Source organism: Paenibacillus silviterrae (assembly GCF_030167925.1).
GTDB classification, from domain to species: domain Bacteria; phylum Bacillota; class Bacilli; order Paenibacillales; family NBRC-103111; genus Paenibacillus_G; species Paenibacillus_G silviterrae.
Genome location: NZ_JASKUT010000002.1, coordinates 1,770,073 through 1,794,567, shown reverse-complemented (window position 1 = coordinate 1,794,567; position 24,495 = coordinate 1,770,073). Strand labels below are relative to the sequence as shown.

Sequence of the window (24,495 nt, the reverse complement as noted above, 5' to 3'; positions counted from 1 at the left end):
ATGTCGCATCATCCCTGCTGCAAGGTATGGCGATACAGCGAACATTTGAGTTATACGACAGAATCAGCCGTAACTATTGGATGTGCCTGACGCTGACTAAGCGAAAGTCCATCCAGCAGCCAGCGAAGCTCGCGGGAGGTAATGGTTGCGGTACCCACGCTTTCGTTCGGCCACTGAAACGTGCCTCGTTCAAGTCTGCGGTAAAACAGCCAAAAACCGTTGTGCTCCCAGTGTAAAATCTTGATCTTGTTACATTCGCGGTTGCAGAAAACAAACAAGCATGAAGAAAAGGGATTGAGTCCAATGCCTTCTTGCACGATTGTGGCTAATCCGTCAATAGACTTCCGCAGATCTGTTGATCCTGTGGCAAGATAGACATGCTGGACGCTGGATAATGTTAACATGGCTCTTCCAGTGACTGCACACCTTCTTTAAGCAACCGTTGGTCAAAGCCAGGACGGATCTCAATTTGGACTGAACCGATACGAACGACAAGTGAAGATTCATGGGTAATAGATTGGATTGGATCGGAAACCTTTAGCGGAACCCAGCTAGGAGTGACAGGGCCATCAGCATCTGAATGAACTACTTTTAGTTTGCGGAGCCAGTACTTCAACTGCTCTTTGGTTACTTGGTGAGCATCGCACCAAGCTGCCATTGAAAGATTACTCGCTCGATAATCCTCGATACGAGATGACCAATCCTTGCGACGTTTTTCTTTTGTTGTCATAAGGCAACCTCCAACTTAATTGGGATGCCTTCATTGTCTCATGTATATTTGGGATCTTGAAGGTGTGCTGGGTTTGACGCTTACGCAAAAGATAAGTTTGTGAAGGAATGTACTTAAACTCCCAAGCTGTGAGCGTTACGCTATCGGCGAACTTCTGGCACCTGTTAAGGGCAGGATAGCGTGGAGGCAACGCCGAAATAGTGTCAGAAAATACATAAAAGGTAACTCAAAAACATGCTAAGAGTGTTGTCCAGCGGTTTGGAATTTATAAAAAGGGGAAAAGCTCAATGTTAAATCGTGTCATTCAACAGTTAAGATTACAGGTACTGTCAATTAATGAGGTTGAGGACTCCCATAGCTCAACAGTTTATAAATGTACTTTGTCTAATAATGAAAATGTTTTTTTGAAAATTCCTTTTTCAAAATTGAAATATCAGCGAGAGCTAGAAGCCTATGAAATTTTAAAAGGGAATGTTTCTACCCCAGTAATGTTGGATTATTGGTCTGGTGATGAGGAGTGTCCTGGTGCTTTTATATTATCTGAATTAAAAGGAAAACCGCTAACATCTAAAGCTACACCAACAGTTGCGTACCAAGTTGGTGTTCTTCAAGCTGAAATGCATTCTATTCTTCCTCCGAACAATAAAGTCTTAACAGGTATACAAAATGAATTTCCGAATTGGTCTGATTTTTTTGAACGTCAGTTTTATAGTTTTGCTGAAGATGTAAAGGAGATATTAGATGAACAGTTATATATAAAAGCCATTGAAAAATATGAAAAGATGAAGATAAAGCTCCCGCCCCCAGATGGACCAAGTTTTGTACATATGGATTTTCGTCCTGCAAATATTATTGTAGATAAAGAGAAAGTTTCAGGAATGATAGATTTTGAAAGCGTAAGATTTGGTTCAACGGAAATAGACTTCACTAAAGTATATCGTGATTTTTTAAGTATTGATGATAGCTTGTATTTTGCATTCCAAGAAGGTTATAACAGTATCAGACCATTAATTGACCTAGAAAATGTTTTACCTTTCTACAGTTTTACTGATGCCTTCATTAGTATTGGATGGTGTAATCGTCGGGGAATTGAAAAAAATGCTTTATTTCTAGAAGAAAATTTAGGGAGATTGAAAAAGTGGTTATTATAAACAAAAGTGGTTTTTATCCGTGAAAGTAAAGTATTTCGAAGATTGAACTAATGAGGAACGATAGCGCAATACTTACATCACGAGGCTGCCGCGGGAATAAACGGCAGTCTCGTTAAGCTATTGGGCAGGATACTTCACATCTTTTGTGGAATTAATTGGTTATAGGTTTGACTGTCAATTTTCTTCAAGGAGATGGAGTCCAATGTATATAAGAGACAAGTATTCGAACCTTTTTAAAAAAGCAACTTGGGGGAAAATCGAATCGGAATTTACCATGGAAATGCCAGAGGAAAACTTGATAAGTAATGTTAATATCGTCCCATTTATAAATGAAAAATGTGTTATTATTCGTTTAGAAAATGGAGAGTGGGAAATACCAGGTGGGACATTGGAAAAAAACGAGCTATATGCTGATACAATAAGACGAGAACTTATCGAGGAAGCCGGAGCAATTCTACAGACATACGTGCCTTTTGGGGCATGGAAATGTTTCTCGCATCATATCCACGCATATAAACCTCACCTACCACACCCAGAATTTTTCCGCCTAGTTGGGTATGGTAACGTAGAAATTAGTTCGAACCCCCTCATTCCAGACGATGGTGAGAAAGTAGTTGCAGTAGAAATAATGTCTGTCGGGGAAGCAGCAGAAAAATTTATACAAAAGGGAAGAACAGATTTAGCTGAACTATATATGTTGGCTGAGGAACTGTGTAATCAGAACTAATATTTCGAGAAAGAACTTTAAGCTAACGGCGAACGTTAGCGTAATAACTAGGGAGCAGCGGCAGCTGCTCCCTTTTTTCATCGGGAGGATAATTCAGTAAAAACAATTTATTCGTGTGATTTTTAATACATATAATGGTAAAATTATTCAACTGGGGGGATATTATGCAGAAGAGATTAAGTGGACAAATCGCGGTGGTGACTGGGGCTAGTCGTCGACAAGGAATAGGAACAGCAATTTGCCGAAGTTTAGCGAGAGAGGGAGCGGACATTTTCTTCACAGTTTGGCATGAGTATGATGACTCTATGTCTTGGGGAGCAGAGGTTGAATGGACGGGTTTATTGCGAGATGAAATTCAAGCGTTAGGAAGCCGTTGTGAAAGCCTGGAAATTGATTTATCTCATTCAAAGGCCCCTGCTCAATTGCTTGATACAGTAATAGAGAGATTAGGCTCTCCAACCATCCTTGTTAATAATGCAACCCATGACGCAAGTAATGGATATATGAACATTGATGCAAAATCCCTCGATAAACATTATGAAGTGAATGTAAGAGCCACATGTCTTCTTTGTGTTGAGTTTGCCCGGCGTTTCAAATATGAAAACGAAAAAGCTGGACGTATTATAAATCTAACTTCTGGTCAAGAACAAGGACCAATGACTGGATCATTGGAGTATGTAGCAACGAAAGGTGCAATTTCGGCTTTTACACGTTCATTGGCTCCCGAAATTGCTCCACTTGGTATAACAGTGAATGCGGTCAATCCAGGTCCTACGGATACTGGTTGGGTGACCGATTCAATTAAGCAACATCTTCTACCCAGATTTCCAATGGGGCGTTTGGGCTCACCAGAAGATGCAGCTCGGTTGATTACTTTTCTTGCAAGTGATGAATCTCAATGGATTACAGGTCAAGTTCTACATTCTGAAGGTGGCTATATTCGAAAATAAATTTATTAATACCCTTGAAGTAACGGGGAACGGGAAACGATAGTTCAAGGGCTGCCGCTGTTTGATCGCATGGCAGCCTGTTTGTATTACAGTCAATTAACGAGTGCTACATAAACTTCTATCAGATAATTATCAGTCATATGTTATTGGTTACCGTTCCGTATTGTGGGATCATTATTGTATTTAAATATGGGAGGGATCATAGTGATTCGGGAAGCAACTGCAAATGACTCTGCTGTGCTTTCAAATTTCTATAAATTACTAGCACCTGCAAGCAAAAATAGTAACGTTTTGCCTGAAAGAATTGAACAGATTAAAAAAGATGAAAACGACTTTTTTTTCTCGACATTGTACAAGAATTTGTTTAATGAGTAGTGTCCATAGAACAAATAACGTTTCCAATATGTGGTACAATTAATTGATGGTATGCAACGGGCAGCATGGCTTTACCCTAACTTTTTCAAAGTGGAGGTGCCCTATGAATCCTGCATTTGACACCTATATTCAATCGCTGGCCGGTCGGGACGTGACAGTTATCGGCGCCGGCGTCAGCAACGCACCGCTGATCCGCATGCTGTGCTCAGCTGGGGCGCGCGTCACCGTGCGAGACCGCAACCCGGCCCTGCCCCGAGAGGAGTGGGACGATCTGGGCGTCGGGCTGCAGCTAGGGGAGAATTACCTGGATCACGTTGGGGGCGACATCGTGTTCCGCACTCCGGGCATGCGCCCAGACCATCCGGCTCTGGACTCAGCCCGCGCAGGCGGCAGCCGTGTGACCAGTGAAATGGAGGAGTTTTTCGCGCTGTGTCCATGTCCCATTTATGGCGTGACCGGTTCGGACGGTAAGACCACCACCACGTCGCTGATTGCCGATATGCTGGCCAACGGGGGGCGTACGGTGCATCTGGGCGGCAACATTGGCACGCCACTGCTGACGCGCGCGGGAGAGATGTCGCCGCTGGACGCATGCGCCGTCGAGCTGTCCAGCTTCCAGCTGATGGACATGACGCGCTCTCCCCATGTGGCGGTGATCACCAACCTCTCGGCCAATCATCTCGACTGGCACCGCGACATGGATGAGTATATCGCCGCCAAGCGCCGCCTTCTAGATTATCAGAGGGCTGGCGAGCTTGCCGTTCTCAACGGCGACAATCCGGTGACCGCTGCACTGTGCGGGCGGGGGCGGACCCAGTACTTCGGCACGCACACGGTCCGCGATGGCGTGATTGACGGGTTAGTACCTATCCGTGACATTCGTTTGCCAGGGTGGTATAACGTGGAAAATGTCATGGCTGCCATGACCGCCGTGCGGGGAACCGTGCCGGACGAGGCAATTCTGGAGACGGTATGCACCTTCGTCGGCGTAGAGCACCGAAACCAGTGGGTGGCAACTGTTGGTGGCGTGCATTATTACAACAATTCCATTGGCTCCAGCCCCGCCCGTACCGTTGCTACACTGCACGCGCACATGGGCCGAGTACTGCTGATCGCCGGGGGGCGTGATAAGAATGTACCGTTTGACGAGATGGCCCGGCTGCTGCCTGAACATGTCAAGGTGTTGCTGTTGATCGGCGAAGCGGCCAGTCAAATCGAGGCTGCGGCGCGAGAAGTGCCAAGGTGCCCGCCCATTGTCCGCTGTGAAGGCCTGGCCGAAGCAGTGGCGCAGGCACACAAGATAGCCGTACCGGGCGACACTGTGCTGCTAAGCCCTGCCTGTACTGCATATGACCAATACAGGAACTTTGAAGAGCGCGGGCGTCACTTTGTAGAACTGGTCAGGGCACTGCATCGGTCGGAGGGAATGGGTTAACGTTAGTTAATACAGGATACCGCGGCAGCCGGCCGCTCGCTTGGCTGCATTCTCACTAGAAGGCGGCATAGTTCAAGATTGTAAATTACACTGGTAAGATTATATTCAGCTATCGTTTAGAAAAAGGGGTTCCTTAATGATCAATTATCTATATCATTATTTTGACCAATCGACGGGTCCCTTCAGAAATTTATCCGACTTAGAACCAGAGGTAGCAGAGCGTATTCTTGAAGAGATACGGGTACGGAAGAAAGGATTTGCAAGTAAAAGATCCAAGGACTATCTTACAATTCGACGAAGTCTTGAACGACAGGCAAGAGAGTTATTTATTTTAAAGGGAGGAAAGCCTATTCGAAGTTTTCCTCATTATATGACAGTTGGCGAATGTCCGTGGCTCTTAGATTGGTTCGAAAAAGGTGAAATGCTTCGTATTCCCTCTGCAGAATTTGATCCTCACACCATAAGTTTTACCTACGGAGATTTGTTCCCCACGATGAGATACCAGGATGGAAAGATATATCGGAGTCAGGTATACACGTTAAATGAGATTTATCAAGTAATAAGTGAATTTGGATTACCGCAGGAATGGAATCGCGAAGGAAAAAAAGGACCGGAAAGGTACATAGAAGTGCAAGTTTGGGATGATAAACCATTAACCGCATGGTTGTTGCACTAACTGTGAACGACAACGAGGCAGCTCGGGTTACGGAGAGGGCTGGTTTATATTGGAAGGTACACTATGTAATGTAAGTTTAGGCGAATCAGGCAACCTCGTGAATCTAAAGGTATTCCCCATGGCTTAGGGGTATGAATTCTGACAAGGGGGATTCCGCTAGCGGGTTCATGTCAGGATAATGGAAATGAAATCATTCAAGAAACCATAGGGAGTGAAAAGGAATATAGTGGGGTGCGTATATTGAGCGATAATGAGCAATGGCATCGACATTTGGGGGCATATGGGATTTGCTTGAAGGATGAAAACCTTTTAGTCATTCTTAAGGGAGGAGGTCCATACTTCGGACGATATGACCTTCCTGGTGGCACGGTTGAAGCTAATGAATCTTTAGCAGCGGCTGTGCAAAGGGAATTCCTAGAGGAAGCTGGCATCAACGTAGAAATTAAAGAAAATGTTGGTGTTTGTGATTACTTGGTTCCTTATGACTTGCCCAAAAGGGGTACTTCCCATATCCACCATGTTGCTGTATTTTATCTGGTTCAAAATATCGGTGGTACAATTACACTAACTCCTGAACTATTCGAAGGACAAGATTCGCTAGGTGCTTTATGGGTACCGGTTAAAAAAATGACTGCTGAAAATTCTTCTCCCCTCGTTATTCAGGCGATAGAATGGCTAAAATGGAGGAAATTATCCTTTGAATTCCAGCGATTGGATACTTGGAAGGTGTTGGAATAGCCGGGCAGCGTTTTTCAAAAATTCGACTATAATAGAGTGGGAAGCGATTGATATCCTGATTAGCTTCTTTGATTACTCCGAGGGCAGCGTTCAATAATGGATGCTATGTTAACGAAGGCGCGAAAGGATGGTAAGGTTACTATAGCATCATTATCCAACACTACACTAGCAACAGTCCACGGAATTGAACGAGAGGCAGCATAATTGGCCTTTTTTTGTTGAGCTTCGATTGTTGGAAGGTAGGGCAGCTGTTATACTGAGGAGTAAATCGAATCCTACTCTCCATCGGATCAGGGAGCCTATAGCATGAAACAGATAGATGCATTTGATCGACCCTTTGATAGTTTCGACACGTTAGCCGACCGGATCGGAGAAGCGCTCCGCTGTCCGGTAACGATTGAAAACGCTAACCATCAGCTGATCGCTTACAGCTCTCACAAGGTGCCCGCCGACCCCGCCCGTACGGCAACGATAATCAGCCGGCGCGTGCCGGAGCAAGTCGTTAGCTCCTTGTGGAAGAACGGGATACTGCGGATGCTGATGGATAGCGATCAGCCGGTGAGGGTGCCGGCGATTTCCGACGTCGGATTGGGCGATCGGGTTGTCGTGGCCATTCGGCATCACAACGAGGTGCTTGGCTATATTTGGGCCTTGGAGGACGAGGAGCGTCTGGATGAGCAGGGACTGATGACGCTGCGTCAAGCGGCTCGGGCTTCCCGTGACCTCATGCTGCAATTGCAACTGCAGCGAAGCAAGGAAGAAGCCGGCAAGCAAAATTTATTTTGGCAACTGCTCACCGGGAACAGGATGACTGCGGACGAAATCAAACGAAAAGCCGCCGAGCTGGGGATCGACCTACCTCGCGCTTATCAGGTGCTCGTGCTTCAATTCGGATCGGAGATTGTCCTCAACGAGTATCGGCAAATCCAGTATATGCTGACCGCAGCGGCGGGCATGTCCGTTAAGCTCCAGGTACGGGATGCGCGCCATCTTATTGTGCTAGCGGGTACTGCCTCCGGGCAGCCGGACAACAAGGCCTCCGGCGCATTCGTCCGCTCGTTTATCCGGCAGTGGAGCGAGCGAATGGGAGGCGCTGCGGTCGACGGCGCCGGCGGGCTTTTCTATGACGATTATACGCTGGTTGAGCGAAGCTATCGGGAAGCTCTTCAGGTGCTGAGCTTGAAGCGTGATTTTCCGCAAGCCTTATCGGACGCGGTCAGCTACGGCGCTCTTGGCTTTTACCGCTTTTTGCCGCTTATGGATCAGGCGGGGAATGCGGCGATGGAGGAGCCAGGCGTTATCCATAAGCTGCTCAAATATGACCGGGAGCATGGAAGCTGCCTGCTGCAGACGCTGCGGGTCTACCTGGAGCAGGACAGCCATGTCAAGGATACTGCCGACGCGCTGCACATCCATACGAATACGCTTACCTACCGGCTGAAGCGAATTGCCGAGGTTGGAGGCATTGATTTGAACAGCATGGATCAGAAGGTGGATGTGTATCTCCAGCTTAAGCTGATGACGATGACGCGAAGCGTTTGTTGATTTTAACCAAAGCGCTGCCAATTTTTCTGAGTTTTGCACAATGTGGCGGCGTTAACTCCCCTCTATACTTGTATCAAACAAGGCGGGGGGAATCTTAATGAAGATTGGCATACCAAAAGAAATCAAAAATAACGAAACACGAGTGGCGCTGACTCCGGAAGGCGTTAAGCAGCTCACAAGCGAAGGGCATCGGGTTGCGGTGCAGCAGGGAGCCGGCAGCGGAGCGGGCTTCGCGGATGATGAATATCGCGAAGCGGGGGCTCTTCTACTGGAGGACGCGTCGGAGGTTTGGGCGTTCGCTGAGTTGGTTATGAAAGTGAAGGAGCCGCTGCCCGTAGAGTATATGTATTTCCGCGAAAACCTCATGCTGTTCTGTTACTTGCACCTGGCTGCGGATCCCGGGCTGGCTCTTGCGCTCGTGAAGCATAAGGTGACTGCCATCGCTTACGAGACGGTGGAGGTGAATCGGACCTATCCGCTGCTTGCACCCATGAGTGAAATCGCCGGAAGAATGGCCGTACAGCTCGGGGCGCGATTGCTGGAGAAGCCGCAAGGCGGCAAAGGACTGCTCCTCAGCGGGGTCCCGGGCGTCGGACGGGGCAGGGTGACCATTATCGGCGGAGGGGTGGTCGGAAGCAATGCGGCGAAGCTGGCGATCGGCATGGGGGCCGATGTCACCGTGATTGAGCGCGACCCGCAGCGGCTCCGTTATTTGGACGATCTGTATGGAGGCTTGCTGCATACGCGCTTGTCCGGCGAGACGGCTATTGCCGAAGCGGTGATGCAATCCGATCTGGTGATCGGCGCCGTTCTCGTGCCCGGGGCCAAGGCGCCTGTCCTGGTTAAGGAGCAGACGGTTTGCCAAATGGCGCCGGGGTCCGTCGTAGTCGACGTGGCGATTGACCAAGGAGGCATATTCGAGACGGTGGACCGCGTGACCACCCATGACGATCCGTATTATGTGAAGCATGGAGTTTCCCATTATGCCGTCCCCAACATCCCTGGCTCGGTGCCAAGAACGGCAACGCTCGCTTTAGCTTATACAACGCTTCCCTATGTCTTGAAGCTGGCTTCCCTTGGCATGCAACGCGCGGTAAGCGAGGATGAGGCCTTGGCGCTTGGCGTAAACACCGCAAGGGGAGCGATCACCCAGCCGGCAGCCGCACGCGATCTCGGATACGAGCATGTCCCTGTAGCGGATGCATTGGCCGCAGTCGTGTAGGCTGGAGGCGAGAATGAACAGTTGTAGACAAACATGGGCCGAGGTAGATCTGAAAGCGGTTAAGGCCAACGCCGCCTTCTTCCGTCAATCGGTCCTCGCTTCCTCCTGCCGACTGATGGCAGTAGTCAAGGCTGATGGATACGGTCATGGTGCCGTAGAGGTTGCCCTGGCCGTTCTGGAGTCGGGCGCCGACTGCTTGGGAGTCGCCTTCGCCGATGAAGCTGTGGCACTTAGGCAAGCCGGTATCGGGCACCCCATTCTTGTGCTGGGGTATACGCCCCCGCAAGCCGTAGAGGTCGCCGTAAGGCATCGAATCGCACTAACCGTGTTCTCGGAGCAGGTGCTGGAAGCGGTGATCGAAATCGCTGAGCGGCTTCGTTGCCGAACCTCCATTCACATCAAGATCGACACCGGACTCGGGAGGCTTGGGGTGACCGGCCGCGAGGAAGCGGCCTCCCTTATCAGAAAAGCACAGCAATCGCTCTATGTCGAAGTTGAAGGGATTTTCACGCACTTCGCCGAAGCCGATAGTGAGGACCCGGCTTATACGGAGCACCAATATAACCGGTTTATTTCGATATGCGGACATTTGGAGGACGAAGGCCTGCGGATTCCGTTGAAGCATTGCTGTAATACGGCTGCCGCTCTTCGGCATCCCGATTATCATCTCGATATGGTACGGATCGGCATCGGTTTGTACGGTCTCCAACCGGCTCAAGGTGCCTCCGACGGCTCTTCTCGGCTTCAACCGGCCATGCAGCTCAAGACGAGAATCGCTTCCTTGAAGCGCATCGGGATTGGGGAGTGGGTCAGCTACGGACGTACTTTCCGGGCTGAGCGAAGCACGCTGGCCGCCATCCTTCCGATCGGTTATGCCGATGGGGTGCCCAGGCTTATTTCCAACCGGGGTCAGGTGCTGGTCTGCGGCATTAGAGTCCCCGTCATCGGTCGCGTATGCATGGATCAGATGGCGGTGGATGTTACGGAGCTTCCATCTGTGAGCGTAGGGGACGAAGCGATTGTTTTTGGCGGCGAGCAAGGGATCGGAGCAGGTGAAACGGCGGCATGGGCGCAGACGATTCACTACGAGCTTGTATGCGGTATAGGCAAAAGAGTGCCGCGCGAGTATATCCGCTAGGTTGGACGGGGGGGATGAGGCTGAATGACGCCAGACATGGTAAATGATTGGGACAAGGCGGTTTCCGGGCTAGGATTCAGCGGTGTCCTACTGGCTGCAGAACGGGGAGAAATCCGGTACATGAAAGCATTCGGCTTGGCTAGCTATGAGCGGGGGGAGCCCTGCCGGACGGATACAGGATTTCTTGTCGCATCGATTACGAAGCCGTTCACTGCATTCGGGATTCTGCTGCTTCAGCAGCAAGGAAAGCTTGAATTGACCGATCCTGCCGCAGCCTACCTGCCCACATTGATTCGTGACGAGCGGATTACCATCCACCACCTGTTAACCCATACGTCCGGACTTCCGGACTTCGAGTCGCTTCCCTTATTTTTTGAACGATTCGGTCATGTGTCCTATCCCCGGGAGCACATATTCAAGCTGTTAGAAGACATGCCGCTCGAATTTGCTCCTGGAACCGATTGGAGCTATAGCAATACGGGGTATAACGCACTGGGTCTGCTGATCGACCAGGTTGCAGGCATGCCCTATGAAGCATTTATATACAATCAAGTGCTGGAGCCCTTAGGCATGAGCAATACAGGCTTCGTCGGTTCCGGGTTACCGCTTCCGGGGCTGGCTGAAGGCTATTCGTGCCGGGAAGGGGAGAAGGTTAGAGTCCCTTTTTTTGAACCCGGCAATTTCCGCGCATCGGGAAACCTGTATACCACAGCGGAAGATCTTCACAAGCTGGCGTCCGCCCTTATGGGGATTAGCGCTTCCGTCGTATCGAAGGACATAACGGAGCGAATGCTCACCCGGCATGTATGGGCTAAAAACCGGCATTACGGTTACGGGCTTTCCCTCTACGAAAAGAGCTGGGGTCACGGCGGAACGCTTCCTGGATGCCGCTGCGTTTGGAGGGTGTATCCCGGGCGCCAACGGACAGTGATCATGCTCGGAAACAGCGATGCCGTTGCCGCTGGGGATTTGCTTCGAATTCTCGAAACATGAGATTGTCTGTCTATGTGGACACTCTGTAAGGCGGAATGCTTCGGAACAACAAGTTCTGCTATTCCGTTTAATAGCCCCATTATTATGAAATAGCGGAACGCGTTGTTCCGTTATTTCCCGTTTCAGCCACTAAAACTGGAAAAATAGACTCCGGCTCGAAGAAGAAGATAACAGAAAGGTACTGATGGTCAAGGAAAACAAATCATCCGTTAAGAATAAGTGGAACTTCCCGTACGGTAGAATCGTGTATGGTGAAGATATAAGCGTGGGGGGGCAAACCACGTTCTTCTCATTTCGTTTTCGTTATTTACCATGATATGCAATATTGTTACTTTTCATTTAGTGCCTTTTTGTTACTATACTAACACAAATGAAACTTGGTTTCACTGGTTGGAACTACACCCCGTTATTACTACTAAATCCATTAGGTAATAGAGGGGGAGATTTTTATGAGAATCATATTTGATAATCATTTACACATAGTCAACTTGCATATCTTCTTTAAGAATCAGGCGCTACTACTCAATTAATGATCATGAGCGAACTGCAGTAATTGGGTGGGGCATTGAAGCAACGGTGAACTATAGCGCAATAAACAGGGGACAGAACGTTTCAGTAGCTGTTCTCTGTTTTCATTAAATTAACGGAGATAAAAAAATCCATATATAAATTGTATAATTATACAATATAATGTATTGTTATAAGGAAAAATGGGTGAACGAAAATGATTCAAATAAGAAAAGCAAATACTAATGATGCCCATACCATTGCCTTAATGGTAGCGAAACTTCTTACAGAATTAGAAGGGAAAAGTTTTGAACAGCATTCTTTTACCAATGCCGTGAAAGAATGCATGGACACTGATTTGTATACAGTTTTCCTTGCATTTTCCGAAAATGAAGAATGTATTGGAATCGTATCGGTTTCATTATCAAGAGCAGTATATGCTGGTGGTACTTTCGGTATCATTCAAGAATTATACGTTCAACCAGAGATGCGTTCTCTTAAAATCGGTCAAAAACTAATAAAGACAATAATTGATTATGGCGTTAATCAACAATGGAAACGAATTGAAGTTGGGGCTCCAAATCCATTAAATTGGCAAAGGACCATTGACTTTTATGAAAGGGAAGGCTTTACCGCAATAGGGCCTCGCTTGAAAATGGTGCTTTGAATACACCTTTATACAGAAATATAAGATCCATTGTATCGAACGGGAGATGGTAGCGCGACTAATGTAATCAAGTTGCCTTTTCTAAGAACTTGGAGAGATCCTTAACCGTCTACCCATTTTCCTTGAACGCAAGCGAGAACAAATAATTCGCAAACATGTGTTGGAGGGCTTGCTTGAAGTAAGTTACAATCGGAGCGAGAGAAAGATTTCCTAATAATGGTGGTGGATTGTGATATCTTACAATGACTGATGCGGTAAGTAGTGGTTATGAATATGTATGTAGCGTTCAATCCCTCGCCTTGTTTCTCGAGGTGTCTCATAATCATTGAGATATACCTCGTTGTACTTCAGGCTACGCCAGAAGCGCTCGATGACAATATTATCGGTAGCACGCCCCTTGCCGTCCATGCTGATACGGACCTCATTACCTTTAAGCAACTCAATATACTTGGGACTCGTAAAATGGCTTCCTTGGTCACTGTTGACAATTCCGGGCTTCCGCCGCTTGAGTGCACGTTCCATGGTGTCAAGAACGAAGCCGATCTCTAAGCTCTGATCCAGCTGCCAGTCCACAAGATAGCGGGAGAACCAATCCATTACTGCATAGAGGTACATCCAACCTTGTCTCATGCGAATATACGTGATATCTACACTCCAGACCTGATCAGGTTCCGTAATCTGTAACCCCCGAAGCAGATAAGGATAAGTCCGATGCTGCAGGTCGCGTTTGCTCAGATTGGGACCTGGATGTATTGCCATGATCCCCATTTCACGCATGTAGCGCCTTACTGTATTCCCGTGAATGAAATCCTGACCACGATTCATAATGGCCGCGATCTTACGATAGCCCATGAAGGGATATTGCGTGTAAAGCTCGTCAATCCGGTGTTTGAGGCGAATCTCCTCCGGAGAGGGAGGAACCGGTTTGTAATACAAACTGGAGCGATTTAGGCTCAGGAGATCAGCCTGAACGAGGATAGAGTGCTCAGAGCCCTCCCATTCTAGCAGATCCAAACGTTCCTCGCGGGAAAGATTAGAGGCCAGATTTTTTTTTGAGCCACGACAATTGTGTGGTTAGCTTTCCCACCTCGGCGTAGAGTTCATCGATCTGTTGCTCGTATTCTTTTTTCATCTTAGTGATGCCCTTACGGTCATCCACGAAGAGCTGGGACAAGTTCTGGACGGCTTCGGACTTCCATCGGTTCAGCACATTAGCGTGAATACCGTGTTCAGAAGCTAGCTGAGCGACGGACTTTTCCTCTCTCAAAATTTCCAGTACGATTCGAGCTTTTTCTTCGGGTGTGAACTTCCTTCTGGTGGATGCCATACAACTAAGATACTCCTTTTTTACTGTCTAGTTTCTGTGTAGCATTATAGACTTTACTATTGTATGTGTAAATCCCAATGATATTGATTACGAAAGATTGTCAAATATTAAAGACAGGCTGTTGGAAGAATATCCATTACTAACTAAGATTGATACGATAATTTGCTCGATTGACGATGTATTAAGCAAACCAAATGAGTGGGGTTTTTGGATTAAGATAATTTGTGTTTGCATATATGGTCATGACGTTGGTGAAAAAGTACCACCGATAATTATTTCTCCAGAGTTCATTTTAGACTTAAATACAGAGACCAAAGAGGAAGTAGATCGTGTACGTAGTTCACTTTCTAATGCTAGTGATAACACAATGAAAACTAGATATATTAAAGGTTACTCTAAGAGATTAATTCGTGCATTATACTCTTTAATTTTAGAAGATACAGGAGTATGGCAAGATGACATTATTAAGATGAAGAATGCCATATTAAACTATTGTGAAATTGACTCCGCTTTAGTTGATTATCTCTATGCTTGTTACTTGGATAGTAATAATGTACTTGTTGAAGAGTTTCTGGGAATTGCAGATGAAGTATATAGCTATTTTGAGAACGCGTTAAATGCAATGGCTGCTTCCAGAACTTCCTTCGACTAACACCATATTGACGCTTCGGGTCACTCTGAGAAGCGAGTGACCACATTCGGCCCCCTAAGCCCGTCGGAAGTCACTGCATTAGGTGTTCGGCAAGCCTCACAACTATAAGCAGTGACTCTAATTAAAACATAAGACTATTGAGCTAACGAAGAACGATAGCGTAATAACCAGGGAGCAGATCGCTACTGCAGCTGCTCCTTGGCCCGTTGAACTAAAGGTCAGGATAGCGACATCAGAAAACCGACTGTAAAAAGTACAGTCGGTTTTGTCTAATATTATAAAATTTATTAAATCCAACCATTAGGCCTATCTGCCAATTCCTGAACAGAGTTCATAAACAATCCTGCATGATAACCATCACAAACAGAGTGATGGACTTGTAAAGATAACGGTAAGTATATTGAATTACCTTTATTAATGAATTTTCCTGCTGTAATAATGGGCAGAAGATAATTACTGTTATTATTGATATTTAAGTTAAATCCAGTAAATGAAGTCCATGGGATAATAGAAATAGAAAAAGTATTTTCAGGTATAGGTGTTTTGGGAAACAATTTCCTCGAACCATTATAATTTTCTACATCAGAAAGGTAAAAATCATAAAACTCTTTGAAATCATTCTTTCCAGTAGTCCAAATACCAGAGAATGATTCAGATACACTATCAAAAATCGTATAAAGTGGATCTAATTTATCCCAATAACCTAAATCTCCCTCACTATTGTAACCAGTTCTAAAAGCTGTATTTGAGTTTATCACACTTGTCACTAAGAAAATAAATGCAGGATAAAATTTATATTCTTTTTGTTTAATGCTTCGATATAAAACACTAATATCAATTTCTGTGGTTATGCTAAAAGTCGTATGTTGGTTCAAATAATGATTAAATATCTCTTTTCTCTTCCAATTGTCAAAATCAATTTTATTAAAGTTCATTTGATATGCCTCCTAAATTTTGTCTAAAGTGAATTTAGGAGGCTGACTTGTCTGCTTTCTTCATTAAAACCAATCCTTTTTTAAGAGTCAATATTATTGTATCATAAATAACTATTTTAAAAACAACCCACTTCATCCAATTTTCTTTCCTAACGGAGAACGATAGCGTGGAGATGCCGCCAGGACAGCTCCTTTTTAATGACCATTGAAGTAACGGGCAGCATAATTAAAAAGAGTTGAGGTGGAGAATGTGGATTTTAATGATTTTTCATCCGTGGTAGAAGAAGCAAGATTAAAGCATCCCGTATGGTTTGGATTAGATAGTGACCCCACGGGGGCTGATGACGCTATTAGTAAGATTGAAAGCCGATTATCAGTGATTCTTCCAGAAGAGTACAAACGTTTCGTAAAAACGTATGGTGGAGGCTATTTCGCTTTCACTAACATTTTTTCGGTAAATGAAGATAGCGAATGGCATATAACCGAAAGAAATATTAAAATTGGACTTTTGTACTCTCACAACTTTATAGCTGTTTCGGATAATGAAGTTGGCGATTTTTATGGGTTTCAGATTGAAAATGGAGTATGTAACCCGAGTATTAAATTTTATGACCACGAATCAAATCAAGTAAAAAAAACAGGATACAAAAACTTGTATGAATATATATTGAAGGTGGGGCTAAAGCAAGGTTAAGGAAGTCAAGTGATTGCGCTAACGGCGAACGTTAGCGGAATAACCAGGGAGCAGACAGCCGCTGCTCCCTGGTGTCGTTGAAGTAACGGGCAGCAGGATAGTTTAATGAGGCTGTAGAATATAATCATTTACTTACCATTCAGAAAGGTGTGAGTACCATGGAGCAAATCAATACCAATTAAAAAAGGCGGTAACCTAAAGTTAACCGCCAATTCTTAATGGAAGCAAGGTGGTTACATGACAACGTTAGACTATAAAATTCATGAAAGAATACCATCTGTCTCTGAACACCAGTTCTTGTGGGAGTCAGTCGGTTGGGGTAGGATTAACACTGAAATGTCCAGAGGTTCATTGAATAACTCTCTTTATGGTGTTGTAATAACAGTCAATGATGAACCGGTTGGCATGGGGCGCATCGTTGGCGATGATCATATGTTTTTTTATATTCAGGATGTGGCTGTTCTTCCTTCCTTTCAGGGAAAAGGAGTAGGTAAGGAGATAATAAATTATTTACTTGCATACATCAAGAAGCGTCGACTTGAAAATGGGATAGCTTTCGTCGGACTATTTGCTTCTGAAGGGAAAGATGATTTTTACGAAAAGTTCGGTTTTAAAGATCACTCTCCACATATGACGGGGATGTTTAGTGTTATCGAAAATTAGTTACTCACGAATAAGTGGCTGTCATTTCTCTGACAGTCACTTATTACGCTATATGGGAACGATAGTTCAACGAATCAGGAGCAGTTTACCGCCACGGCAGCCGCTCCTTTTTGCGTTAAGCTATTGGTCAGGAAAAGTTCCAAATTGGTAGCCTTGGACATCTTGCTTGACTCGTAAATTAACCTTAAATTGATTCTTGTACTAAAAGAATTCTAACAAAGACAGGAGTAGAACAGATGGAAATAGAAGATTTCGTAGATCCTTGTGGCGGATAGTTGGCATTCTATTCAAGTATATAAACCTCATGCTGTTTATTGATTCAGTATTGAGTTTATTGCGTTTATAGGAGACGTTAACGGAATAACCAGGGAGCAGACAGCCGCGCGGCAGCTGCTACCTTGTGTCGTTGAAGTAACGGGAGAATACTTATAACCAAAAATAACCAACCAAATGCTAAGATTTAGGTTAAAATTGTTTGAGTATCCTTAAGTGTTGGAGGTATGCCCATGCGAAATATAGATTACAGCAACTATTTTTGGCAAGATGATGAGATAAGGTTGCGTGCGATACAACCAGAAGATTGGGAAAGTCATTATATTAATCGATTTGATACACCTGCACGGCGCCTTCTAGAGTGTGCAGTTGAATTGCCACCAACGTTCGCAGAAGCAAAATCTTTTATAGAGCGATTTTCTGACTTTTCATCAAACCGTCTTATGTTTTCCATTGAAAATTTGGATGGTGAAAATGTTGGCGGAATTAATTTAAACAGTATTGACGAAAGAAACGGTACGTTTAGCATTGGGATCCAAATCGACACAGATCATCGAGGGAAGGGTTACGGTACTAGGGCCATAAATATACTTTTAAAATATGCTTTCTTTGAGCGCAGGCTTAATAAATTCAATAATTTCGTTCTTGAAGGGAACAAGGCCTCGGCTGCAATGCTAAGGAAAGTAGGATGTGTTCAAGAAGGAGTCCGTCGCCAAGTGTGCTACACCAATGGAAGATATTATGATTCCATCTTGTTTGGATTGACCAAGGACGAATATGTTGAACGACTTCAGCTTTGAATTAACGGAGACGATAGCGTAATAAATAGGGGACCTATAGCCGCTGCAGCCCCCCCCCCTATTTCAGCAAGCGGACCCGTGCGGCAAGCGGCTTCTTCTTCTAGCGACGGGAAAGTTTCCGTCCACATAATCCCAATTTCTGCTATAATATTTAAATGCACTGATCACCATTTCTCTAGCAGAAGGAAGTGTGTCCTTTGTCAACATTTCAATGGATCACAGGTTTTCTCAAGCCTTACCGCAGTAAGTTGATGTGGTTTGTCGGATGCGGTTTACTTATCACGGTCATCGAGCTGTCTATTGTTTATTTTGTTAAAATAGTCATTGATGAGCTCATCCCGAATAAACAAGCAACCCAGCTGTACCTTGCCATTGTTGGATTCGTGGTGCTTGTCGCTATCATGCTAGGTGCCCAGGCCTGGCGAACCTTCCTTCAACGTGAGCTTCAGGAGCTTCCCTCCAAGGACTTGATCCTCAGCATCTTCCGTCATCTTAGAAGGCTCGGCTTCTCCTATTACGAGCAGCATCCGGCAGGGGAAACCCTCGGCTTGTTCCATACGGAAGTAACATCGATCCAGAGAATGTTCCGGCAATACGTACCTTCGCTTATACAACACTCCATAACGTTAATCATGTGTTTGGCTGTCATTGTCTATCTCTCCTGGCAATTAAGTCTGACGATCGTTCCCTTCTTCTTGTCCTATTACTTATTCGGGCCGTACTTCGAGAAGAGAGCAGCCCTGCACGCCAAGGAGGCGAACCGAGAGCGGCAGAACTCCAACAAGATGTTGTATGACAGCATTTCAGCGATTCATGAGGTCCGGGCGTATGGCGGCCAGCAATGGAGCATCTCCCGGTTGATCGACCAATATCGCCTTTTACATGACACTCAGCTGAAGCAATATTATTATGCCTACATGCGCGGAACGGTGCGCCGAATCACGACAGGGCTTGGGGCAGCGGGCGTAATGGCGTACGGGATTTATCTTGTTCAGCTGGGGCAGGTTACCGTAGGTGAATTTGTCATTTACACGATCTTTTATTTTCGCGTGATGAATTTGATGACCTCTATCGTTACGTTGACCACGGAGCAGAGAATTCTGCTTCAACAGGCGGAAGCGCTGAGAAGCTTCATGCAGGAATCTCCTCAGGTGACGGAGTTGCTCGAGCCTACGATTCTCCCGAATATTCGAGGGGAGATCCAATTCAAGCAGGTGAGCTTCGGTTATCCCTCCAGGGAGTATGTGCTCAACCAATTGTCAATGCATATTCAGCCAGGACAAAAAATAGCGCTGGTCGGAGCCAGCGGTGGGGGCAAGTCTACCGTGTTGAAGCTGATTGCCCGCTTCTACGATGCAACGGAGGGCGAGCTTCTCGTCGATGGCATACCGATCAAACAGCTATCCTTCGGGCAGCTACGCTCGGCCATCGGGTATGTTTTTCAAGAAACATATGTTTTCGGAGGCTCTGTGAAGGACAATATTCGCTTCGGAAATCCGGATGCTACCGATGAGGAGATTACTGAGGCTGCGAAGGCCGCGTATGCTCACGACTTCATTGAACAGCTGCCGAACGGCTACGATACGCTGGTAGGGGAGCGAGGGATCAAGCTCTCGGGAGGACAGAAGCAGCGGATTGCGATTGCCCGAATGTTCATCAAGAACCCGACGATCGTGCTTCTGGACGAGGCGACAAGCGCTCTGGACAATGTGAGCGAGCATGAGGTGCAGAAGGCGCTGGAGCGGCTGCTTGCAGATCGTACTACGATTGCCGTAGCGCACCGTCTGGCAACAGTACAACATTATGATCAGCTGATTGTCCTGGACCAGGGAACGAATGCAGAGCAAGGTACGTATACGGAGCTGCTGCAGCGGGGAGAGCGGTTCCGGCAGCTGGTCCATGGTACAGGAATGGAGGCAGGAGCATGAGCAATGCCAGATGGTTAGCCCAAGTGTTGGGAATGGTGAAATACGGGGTATGGACCGGGCTTACACTGTTTGCAATTAAGATCGTAGCCAGTTTATCGATGACAGGAATCCAGAAGTGGATCATCGATGACGTTTTTCTAGGGGGACAGTATGATAAGGCGGTTCTCTATCTATCCATATTTGTCATAGCTCTGATTGTGTACAATGCCTTCCACGCGATCGCTGCTCGATTCATCGATGGGAGTGCCTTCCGACTGTTCCGTATCTTGACCGAAAGGTACATGGAGCGGCTGCACCTGTTTCCGACAGCGAAGCTCCATGGGGAACGCACAGGGAGCTTCATTCATCATGTGACGGGAGATGTGCAGGGGATCACCTCCATCCTTCAAGGCTTCCTGCCTCAAGGTATCCAGCATACGTTGAGCTTCCTCTTGCTAACAGGTTTTATCGGCTGGTCCAGTCCGATTCTGTTGATTGCCATCCTGTCGGTTAGCAGCTTGTACATCGTGATGGTTCGTCGATTCGCCCCCAAGGTCAAAGCGGCAGCCAAAGAGGTTCAGGAACGCAGATCTGACCTGATGGTGCATTTGGAGGAGGGCGTTTCCTCCTCGCGCGAAGTGATTGCCTTTCATCGCCTAGCTTGGGAGAATCATAAGTTTATGCATCACTTCGAAAAGCTGTTTGCGGCCATACAGAAAGAAGCTGCGCTAGACAATCAGCAGATGCTCCGGAGCGAGCCACTACGTCATATCGTCACTTACCTTACGTTGGGTATCGGGGGAGCCATGGCGATCAAAGGGCAAATCTCGGTAGGAACGCTCGTGGTGGTATTTCAATTTACGTCACAGCTCATGGAATCTGCTAACGGATTATATCAGTTCATTATGCAGATTTCAGGCAAAATGGCTGTCGTCGAACGGCTTCGCAAGGTTCTGGAGCAGGACATCTGGCAGGATGGAGAGCACCAGCTGAAGGGCAGCATCCATGAATTGAGAATGAACCAGGTCAGCTTCCGGTACCAAGAGGACCTGCCCGATGTGCTGCGAACCGTAACGGCCGAGCTTCCGGTCGGAGGGAAATCGGCATTCGTCGGCACCAGCGGCGGAGGGAAGTCGACCATATCCCAATTGCTGATTCGATTCTTCCAGCCGACAAATGGGGAGATCAACGTCAACGGCATCCCGCTGGAGAAGATTCGTCGGTCCGACTGGACCTCGAGGATTCAGATCGTCTTTCAGGAGCCATATTTATTTCCAGAATCAATTCGTACCAATATAACGATGGGAAGGCAAGGGTATTCGGAGCCTGACCTCCGTGAAGCATGCAGATGGGCACAGATTGACACCTTCATCGAGAGCCTGCCTCAAGGCTACGATACGGAGCTAGGGGAGAGAGGCATTACGTTATCGGGAGGGCAAAGGCAACGGCTTGCGATAGCACGTGCGCTTCTGGCTCGGCCCGAGATTCTGATCCTGGATGAAGCAACCAGTGCGCTCGATGTAGAGACGGAACGAAGATTGCAAGAGGCAATTGATGAGGCGCGGCAAGGTCTGACCACGATCATCATCGCTCACCGACTGTCCACCGTCCAGAATGCCGATGTGATTTTTGTTATGGATCAGGGCTGTATTATTGAAAAAGGAACCCACGAAACTCTCCTCCGCCTAGATGGTGTGTATTCGAGGTTAAGCAGCAAAGAGCTGCAGCAGGAACATATCGCGAGCTGAAATCCAATCTAGTAACGAATGTGTAGGGAATTCTTTGTAATTGTGTTTTACCACCCCCGTTTACCCAAGTCAATACTGTTGCTTATCCCAAACAGCACAGAATGCTACGAAGAGACCTTAAACTTCGTGATATTTGCTCGGGTGTCATTACACCTAAGCTAATAGCGGTTTCAAAATCATCCATATCAAATACATGATAACTGCCATCCAAGTTCACTGAAGAAATGAAATTAGAGGGGGAACTTGCATCTCCACTCCGACAATTTTGCCAGACGGCCGAGTAAGTCTAAATGAAAAATGGAGATGGTCTGATACGGAGCAGAGTGAGGGTGAATCGATTGTTGAGGAGGTAACAGTTCAACCAGATCTATGAGGATCGGGTTCAAGCACCCTTCATTTTTTGCTTTCGACTTCATTGGATATGTCGACTCAGCGTATGACTCATGTGGGCATTAAAGCGGCTAGCACATCACGCAGAGATTGAGGCAAATGTATACCCCCATCAATTCCGTCATACCAGTGCATGCCAGTTTCTTGATAACTGAGCATCTTTACAATTTATTCAAGGCATGCTGGGGCATAAAAAAGGCAAATCTACACTCAGCTCCGCGGAGATCGACGGAGAGAACTTTGAAGCCGGTTTTTTTAAAAATGGGTGCTAGCGGCGGATTTACCATTAAAGATCCGCTACTCAACGGAGAATGTTAGCACAAGTACCGGAAACCATCATACAACTCCGACGCGGAAAGATGTCCAGAATATGTGGATGGAAACCCGGATAAGCTTGTCCGGGTTTAGAGGCGTCGACTCGCCGAATGCAGAATATTCAATCACGTTAGGCATGAACACAACACGATGCGGTAGCCTCACGAGTGGCTGATTAAATTGATCTAGTCAGCGTATCCTTTGATAAAAGCGTTTATCATTTGGTATTTTAATTGTTCTAATGAAATGTTGTCCGGATACATGGAATACATCAACATGATTCCGTGTAGCGCAGTAGAGAAGTGCAGGGACTCCAATTCGGGATTTGCCGCATTAAGCTTTTTGAAAATTTCAACCTGTACTCTAGATTGACGAATCATTTCATCCTTAAGCATTTGACTACATGCCGACACGACTTGGTCTTCTTCCGGATGAGTCTGCAGGTGCAAATAAAAGCGGTACGCTCTCGGCTGTTCTTTTACGTTTCGCAGGGCGTTATCCGCTATATACTGAAGCTGTTCTATGGGGGAGGAGAGCTTGATCGCCTCTTTCATGACTTGTTTGATTTCTTCTTTACGGTCCTGAACAAGCTCCACAAGGAGGTCCGTTTTCCCTTTATAGTAATTGTACAGTAAGCCCTTGGAAATGCCAGCATTCTTCGCTACATCCTCTATAGATGTACTGTGAAACCCCTTTGCAATAAATATGTCAATCGCAGCAGATCGGATTTTTTCTTTCGAGATGTTGCGAATCCGTTCATTCTCTTCTGGAGATCTTGGCATGAGCAGTCACCTTTCTTTCATCCACTAGCCTTATGATAAACAAAAGATATAATCCCGTCAATTTATATTGACTGAACGATTGGTCAATGTTAAATTTAGGAGGTATAACGTACACTTGGAGGGGATGTAATGGATTTATATTACGAAGTGATGGGGCAAGGCAAACCATTAGTTATGATTCACGGGGGAGGTGCCGATACCAGAGATTGGAGGTACCTGGCTCCGCTTTTAGCAAAGCATTACATGGTGATCATGTTCGACGGCCGAGGTTGCGGGCAATCTCCCTCCCAGACAGAAGCCGCGAATTATATTAAGGATGTCCATACTTTATTGGAACATCTCTCCATTGAGAAAGCAGCGATACTTGGGCATTCCATTGGAGGACAAATAGCAACGGAATTCGCTCTGGCTTATCCTCAATTTGTAGAAGAACTTATTCTAATTGCGCCTGCTTTAAACGGGTTTGTGCATGCACCGGATCTATTAGAATCATTCCAGGCCATTCAAGCTGCCGCACCGGATGTATCCAGAATGACCGAATTGGTTGTCACCTCACCCTTCTGTTCCGTCATTAAGCACAGTTCACAGCGTGAGTTGATGAGAGAGATGACAGAGCATAACATCAGGAGAATGTTTGAATGGGCAGCCTTTGGAGCAGTATGGCCTAAACCTCCGGCAATGGAAAGGTTGCATGAAATCGGCTCAAGGACGTTATTCGTTCGCGGTACTCGCGACCACGAAGATAGTGTAAGAATAGAAACGCATTATCGGGTGGTTCCGAATATTCGGTTCGTTGAAATTACCGATGGGGACCATATGGTAAACCTTACCCACCCGGAAGAACTGTATGTAAACATTATTGCTTTTCTAGGCAATCAAACTAACCTGTCCTAGTTTGTACTTAAAGCTGTAGGGATACTAGAAATCAACCAGGTAATGGCAATCTGTTTAAAACTGTGGAACACACTTCAGACTATATTAGAAACACTAAAGTCTCCGGAATTGTATCAATAATTTTCTGGATACTCCTGGTTTTTTGTATTTTATCTGGGGGCTTCGGACTATGATTCCGCGTCCAATAATGTGGGATGTGTCAACTCTATTACGTTAACTGGGTACGGTTAAACCGAACCTCAGCCGGCGGTTGGAATTAAC

Annotated in this window: 24 protein-coding genes and 2 pseudogenes; 20 read left to right on the top strand and 6 right to left on the bottom strand. The window is 46.3% G+C overall.

Annotated elements, in window-relative coordinates:
* Window positions 1-50: 50 nt before the first annotated feature.
* Both tnpB and tnpA read right to left on the bottom strand, forming a co-directional pair.
* Window positions 51-404, bottom strand: a complete 354-nt coding sequence (gene tnpB, locus QMO62_RS30840) for an IS66 family insertion sequence element accessory protein TnpB (RefSeq protein ID WP_284646277.1) — start codon at window positions 402-404, stop codon at window positions 51-53.
* Entirely contained in the window at window positions 398-730 is a 333-nt protein-coding gene (tnpA, locus tag QMO62_RS30835) for an IS66 family insertion sequence element accessory protein TnpA (protein WP_284646276.1), read from the bottom strand. Before tnpA ends, tnpB begins: the two co-directional genes overlap by 7 nt.
* Before the next feature lie 287 nt (window positions 731-1,017).
* On the opposite strand from tnpA, the gene QMO62_RS30830 reads away from it, so the two are divergent.
* The 12 genes from QMO62_RS30830 (at window position 1,018) to QMO62_RS30775 (ending at window position 12,854) form a co-directional block, all read left to right on the top strand.
* Complete coding sequence (locus QMO62_RS30830; RefSeq protein ID WP_284646275.1) at window positions 1,018-1,881, top strand: phosphotransferase family protein; 864 nt, start codon at window positions 1,018-1,020, stop codon at window positions 1,879-1,881.
* A 202-nt stretch (window positions 1,882-2,083) separates the two neighbouring features.
* On the top strand, window positions 2,084-2,608 hold the full coding sequence (locus QMO62_RS30825) for an NUDIX hydrolase (RefSeq protein WP_284646274.1): 525 nt from the start codon (window positions 2,084-2,086) through the stop codon (window positions 2,606-2,608).
* A gap of 164 nt (window positions 2,609-2,772) precedes the next feature.
* On the top strand, window positions 2,773-3,558 hold the full coding sequence (locus QMO62_RS30820) for an SDR family oxidoreductase (RefSeq protein ID WP_284646273.1): 786 nt from the start codon (window positions 2,773-2,775) through the stop codon (window positions 3,556-3,558).
* A 204-nt stretch (window positions 3,559-3,762) separates the two neighbouring features.
* Window positions 3,763-3,933: a hypothetical protein gene (locus QMO62_RS30815; RefSeq protein ID WP_372516749.1), complete on the top strand. Its 171-nt coding sequence runs from the start codon at window positions 3,763-3,765 to the stop codon at window positions 3,931-3,933.
* Between the two features lie 103 nt (window positions 3,934-4,036).
* The gene (gene murD / locus QMO62_RS30810; RefSeq protein WP_284646271.1) at window positions 4,037-5,368 is read left to right on the top strand and encodes a UDP-N-acetylmuramoyl-L-alanine--D-glutamate ligase; all 1,332 of its coding nucleotides are present in this window, start codon (window positions 4,037-4,039) and stop codon (window positions 5,366-5,368) included.
* Between the two features lie 136 nt (window positions 5,369-5,504).
* On the top strand, window positions 5,505-6,044 hold the full coding sequence (locus tag QMO62_RS30805; protein ID WP_284646270.1) for a hypothetical protein: 540 nt from the start codon (window positions 5,505-5,507) through the stop codon (window positions 6,042-6,044).
* A gap of 240 nt (window positions 6,045-6,284) precedes the next feature.
* A complete protein-coding gene (locus QMO62_RS30800; protein WP_284646269.1) occupies window positions 6,285-6,782 on the top strand; it encodes an NUDIX hydrolase in 498 nt (165 codons plus the stop codon).
* Window positions 6,783-7,088: 306 nt separating this feature from the next.
* On the top strand, window positions 7,089-8,327 hold the full coding sequence (locus QMO62_RS30795) for a PucR family transcriptional regulator (protein ID WP_284646268.1): 1,239 nt from the start codon (window positions 7,089-7,091) through the stop codon (window positions 8,325-8,327).
* Window positions 8,328-8,424: 97 nt separating this feature from the next.
* Window positions 8,425-9,549 (top strand): alanine dehydrogenase, encoded by a 1,125-nt coding sequence (ald, locus tag QMO62_RS30790; RefSeq protein WP_284646267.1) that lies wholly within the window; start codon window positions 8,425-8,427, stop codon window positions 9,547-9,549.
* A gap of 13 nt (window positions 9,550-9,562) precedes the next feature.
* Complete coding sequence (gene alr, locus QMO62_RS30785; RefSeq protein WP_284646266.1) at window positions 9,563-10,687, top strand: alanine racemase; 1,125 nt, start codon at window positions 9,563-9,565, stop codon at window positions 10,685-10,687.
* 24 nt (window positions 10,688-10,711) lie between these two features.
* Complete coding sequence (locus tag QMO62_RS30780) at window positions 10,712-11,680, top strand: serine hydrolase domain-containing protein (RefSeq protein ID WP_284646265.1); 969 nt, start codon at window positions 10,712-10,714, stop codon at window positions 11,678-11,680.
* Between the two features lie 724 nt (window positions 11,681-12,404).
* Window positions 12,405-12,854, top strand: a complete 450-nt coding sequence (locus QMO62_RS30775; protein ID WP_284646264.1) for a GNAT family N-acetyltransferase — start codon at window positions 12,405-12,407, stop codon at window positions 12,852-12,854.
* 237 nt (window positions 12,855-13,091) lie between these two features.
* Here the strand turns inward: QMO62_RS30775 and QMO62_RS30770 are convergent.
* Window positions 13,092-14,181, bottom strand: a protein-coding gene (locus QMO62_RS30770; protein ID WP_284646263.1) for an IS3 family transposase whose coding sequence is annotated in 2 segments (ribosomal slippage) — window positions 13,092-13,908 and window positions 13,907-14,181 — 1,092 coding nt in all. Because the reading frame shifts where the segments join, the coding sequence is not laid out codon by codon here.
* 49 nt (window positions 14,182-14,230) lie between these two features.
* Between QMO62_RS30770 and QMO62_RS30765 the strand changes: the two are divergent.
* Window positions 14,231-14,833: pseudogene (locus tag QMO62_RS30765) on the top strand (nucleotidyltransferase); the annotation flags it as partial.
* A 287-nt stretch (window positions 14,834-15,120) separates the two neighbouring features.
* On the opposite strand, the gene catA reads toward QMO62_RS30765, so the two are convergent.
* Window positions 15,121-15,768 (bottom strand): type A chloramphenicol O-acetyltransferase, encoded by a 648-nt coding sequence (gene catA / locus QMO62_RS30760; protein ID WP_284646262.1) that lies wholly within the window; start codon window positions 15,766-15,768, stop codon window positions 15,121-15,123.
* 250 nt (window positions 15,769-16,018) lie between these two features.
* Here catA and QMO62_RS30755 point away from each other — a divergent pair, with 250 nt between their 5' ends.
* The 6 genes from QMO62_RS30755 (at window position 16,019) to QMO62_RS33670 (ending at window position 22,226) form a co-directional block, all read left to right on the top strand.
* Window positions 16,019-16,462, top strand: a complete 444-nt coding sequence (locus QMO62_RS30755) for an SMI1/KNR4 family protein (protein ID WP_284646261.1) — start codon at window positions 16,019-16,021, stop codon at window positions 16,460-16,462.
* A gap of 237 nt (window positions 16,463-16,699) precedes the next feature.
* A complete protein-coding gene (locus tag QMO62_RS30750) occupies window positions 16,700-17,125 on the top strand; it encodes a GNAT family N-acetyltransferase (RefSeq protein ID WP_284646260.1) in 426 nt (141 codons plus the stop codon).
* Window positions 17,126-17,631: 506 nt separating this feature from the next.
* Window positions 17,632-18,198, top strand: coding sequence for a GNAT family N-acetyltransferase (locus tag QMO62_RS30745; protein ID WP_284646259.1), 567 nt, complete (start codon window positions 17,632-17,634; stop codon window positions 18,196-18,198).
* Between the two features lie 197 nt (window positions 18,199-18,395).
* Window positions 18,396-20,126, top strand: a complete 1,731-nt coding sequence (locus tag QMO62_RS30740; RefSeq protein ID WP_284646258.1) for an ABC transporter ATP-binding protein — start codon at window positions 18,396-18,398, stop codon at window positions 20,124-20,126.
* Window positions 20,123-21,853, top strand: coding sequence for an ABC transporter ATP-binding protein (locus QMO62_RS30735; protein WP_284646257.1), 1,731 nt, complete (start codon window positions 20,123-20,125; stop codon window positions 21,851-21,853). The genes QMO62_RS30740 and QMO62_RS30735 overlap by 4 nt, the downstream gene beginning before the upstream one ends.
* Window positions 21,854-22,082: 229 nt before the next feature.
* Complete coding sequence (locus tag QMO62_RS33670; protein WP_504928725.1) at window positions 22,083-22,226, top strand: avidin-fold protein; 144 nt, start codon at window positions 22,083-22,085, stop codon at window positions 22,224-22,226.
* A 517-nt stretch (window positions 22,227-22,743) separates the two neighbouring features.
* On the opposite strand, the gene QMO62_RS30730 is transcribed toward QMO62_RS33670, so the two are convergent.
* Complete coding sequence (locus QMO62_RS30730) at window positions 22,744-23,154, bottom strand: TetR/AcrR family transcriptional regulator (RefSeq protein WP_348651747.1); 411 nt, start codon at window positions 23,152-23,154, stop codon at window positions 22,744-22,746.
* Between the two features lie 3 nt (window positions 23,155-23,157).
* A pseudogene (locus QMO62_RS33295) lies at window positions 23,158-23,340 on the bottom strand (TetR/AcrR family transcriptional regulator); the annotation flags it as partial.
* 129 nt (window positions 23,341-23,469) lie between these two features.
* Between QMO62_RS33295 and QMO62_RS30725 the strand changes: the two are divergent.
* On the top strand, window positions 23,470-24,234 hold the full coding sequence (locus QMO62_RS30725; protein ID WP_284646255.1) for an alpha/beta fold hydrolase: 765 nt from the start codon (window positions 23,470-23,472) through the stop codon (window positions 24,232-24,234).
* The last annotated feature ends 261 nt before the right edge of the window (window positions 24,235-24,495 follow it).

Coding starts and splice junctions, on each gene's coding strand:
- tnpA (WP_284646276.1), bottom strand. CDS start 730: ATGACAACAAAAGAAAAACGTCGCAAGGATTGGTCATCTCGTATCGAG.
- ald (WP_284646267.1), top strand. CDS start 8,425: ATGAAGATTGGCATACCAAAAGAAATCAAAAATAACGAAACACGAGTG.
- QMO62_RS30735 (WP_284646257.1), top strand. CDS start 20,123: ATGAGCAATGCCAGATGGTTAGCCCAAGTGTTGGGAATGGTGAAATAC.
- murD (WP_284646271.1), top strand. CDS start 4,037: ATGAATCCTGCATTTGACACCTATATTCAATCGCTGGCCGGTCGGGAC.
- QMO62_RS30775 (WP_284646264.1), top strand. CDS start 12,405: ATGATTCAAATAAGAAAAGCAAATACTAATGATGCCCATACCATTGCC.
- QMO62_RS30750 (WP_284646260.1), top strand. CDS start 16,700: ATGACAACGTTAGACTATAAAATTCATGAAAGAATACCATCTGTCTCT.
- tnpB (WP_284646277.1), bottom strand. CDS start 404: ATGTTAACATTATCCAGCGTCCAGCATGTCTATCTTGCCACAGGATCA.
- catA (WP_284646262.1), bottom strand. CDS start 15,768: ATGAACTTTAATAAAATTGATTTTGACAATTGGAAGAGAAAAGAGATA.
- QMO62_RS30725 (WP_284646255.1), top strand. CDS start 23,470: ATGGATTTATATTACGAAGTGATGGGGCAAGGCAAACCATTAGTTATG.
- alr (WP_284646266.1), top strand. CDS start 9,563: ATGAACAGTTGTAGACAAACATGGGCCGAGGTAGATCTGAAAGCGGTT.
- QMO62_RS30830 (WP_284646275.1), top strand. CDS start 1,018: ATGTTAAATCGTGTCATTCAACAGTTAAGATTACAGGTACTGTCAATT.
- QMO62_RS30805 (WP_284646270.1), top strand. CDS start 5,505: ATGATCAATTATCTATATCATTATTTTGACCAATCGACGGGTCCCTTC.
- QMO62_RS30745 (WP_284646259.1), top strand. CDS start 17,632: ATGCGAAATATAGATTACAGCAACTATTTTTGGCAAGATGATGAGATA.
- QMO62_RS30795 (WP_284646268.1), top strand. CDS start 7,089: ATGAAACAGATAGATGCATTTGATCGACCCTTTGATAGTTTCGACACG.
- QMO62_RS30820 (WP_284646273.1), top strand. CDS start 2,773: ATGCAGAAGAGATTAAGTGGACAAATCGCGGTGGTGACTGGGGCTAGT.
- QMO62_RS30780 (WP_284646265.1), top strand. CDS start 10,712: ATGACGCCAGACATGGTAAATGATTGGGACAAGGCGGTTTCCGGGCTA.
- QMO62_RS30825 (WP_284646274.1), top strand. CDS start 2,084: ATGTATATAAGAGACAAGTATTCGAACCTTTTTAAAAAAGCAACTTGG.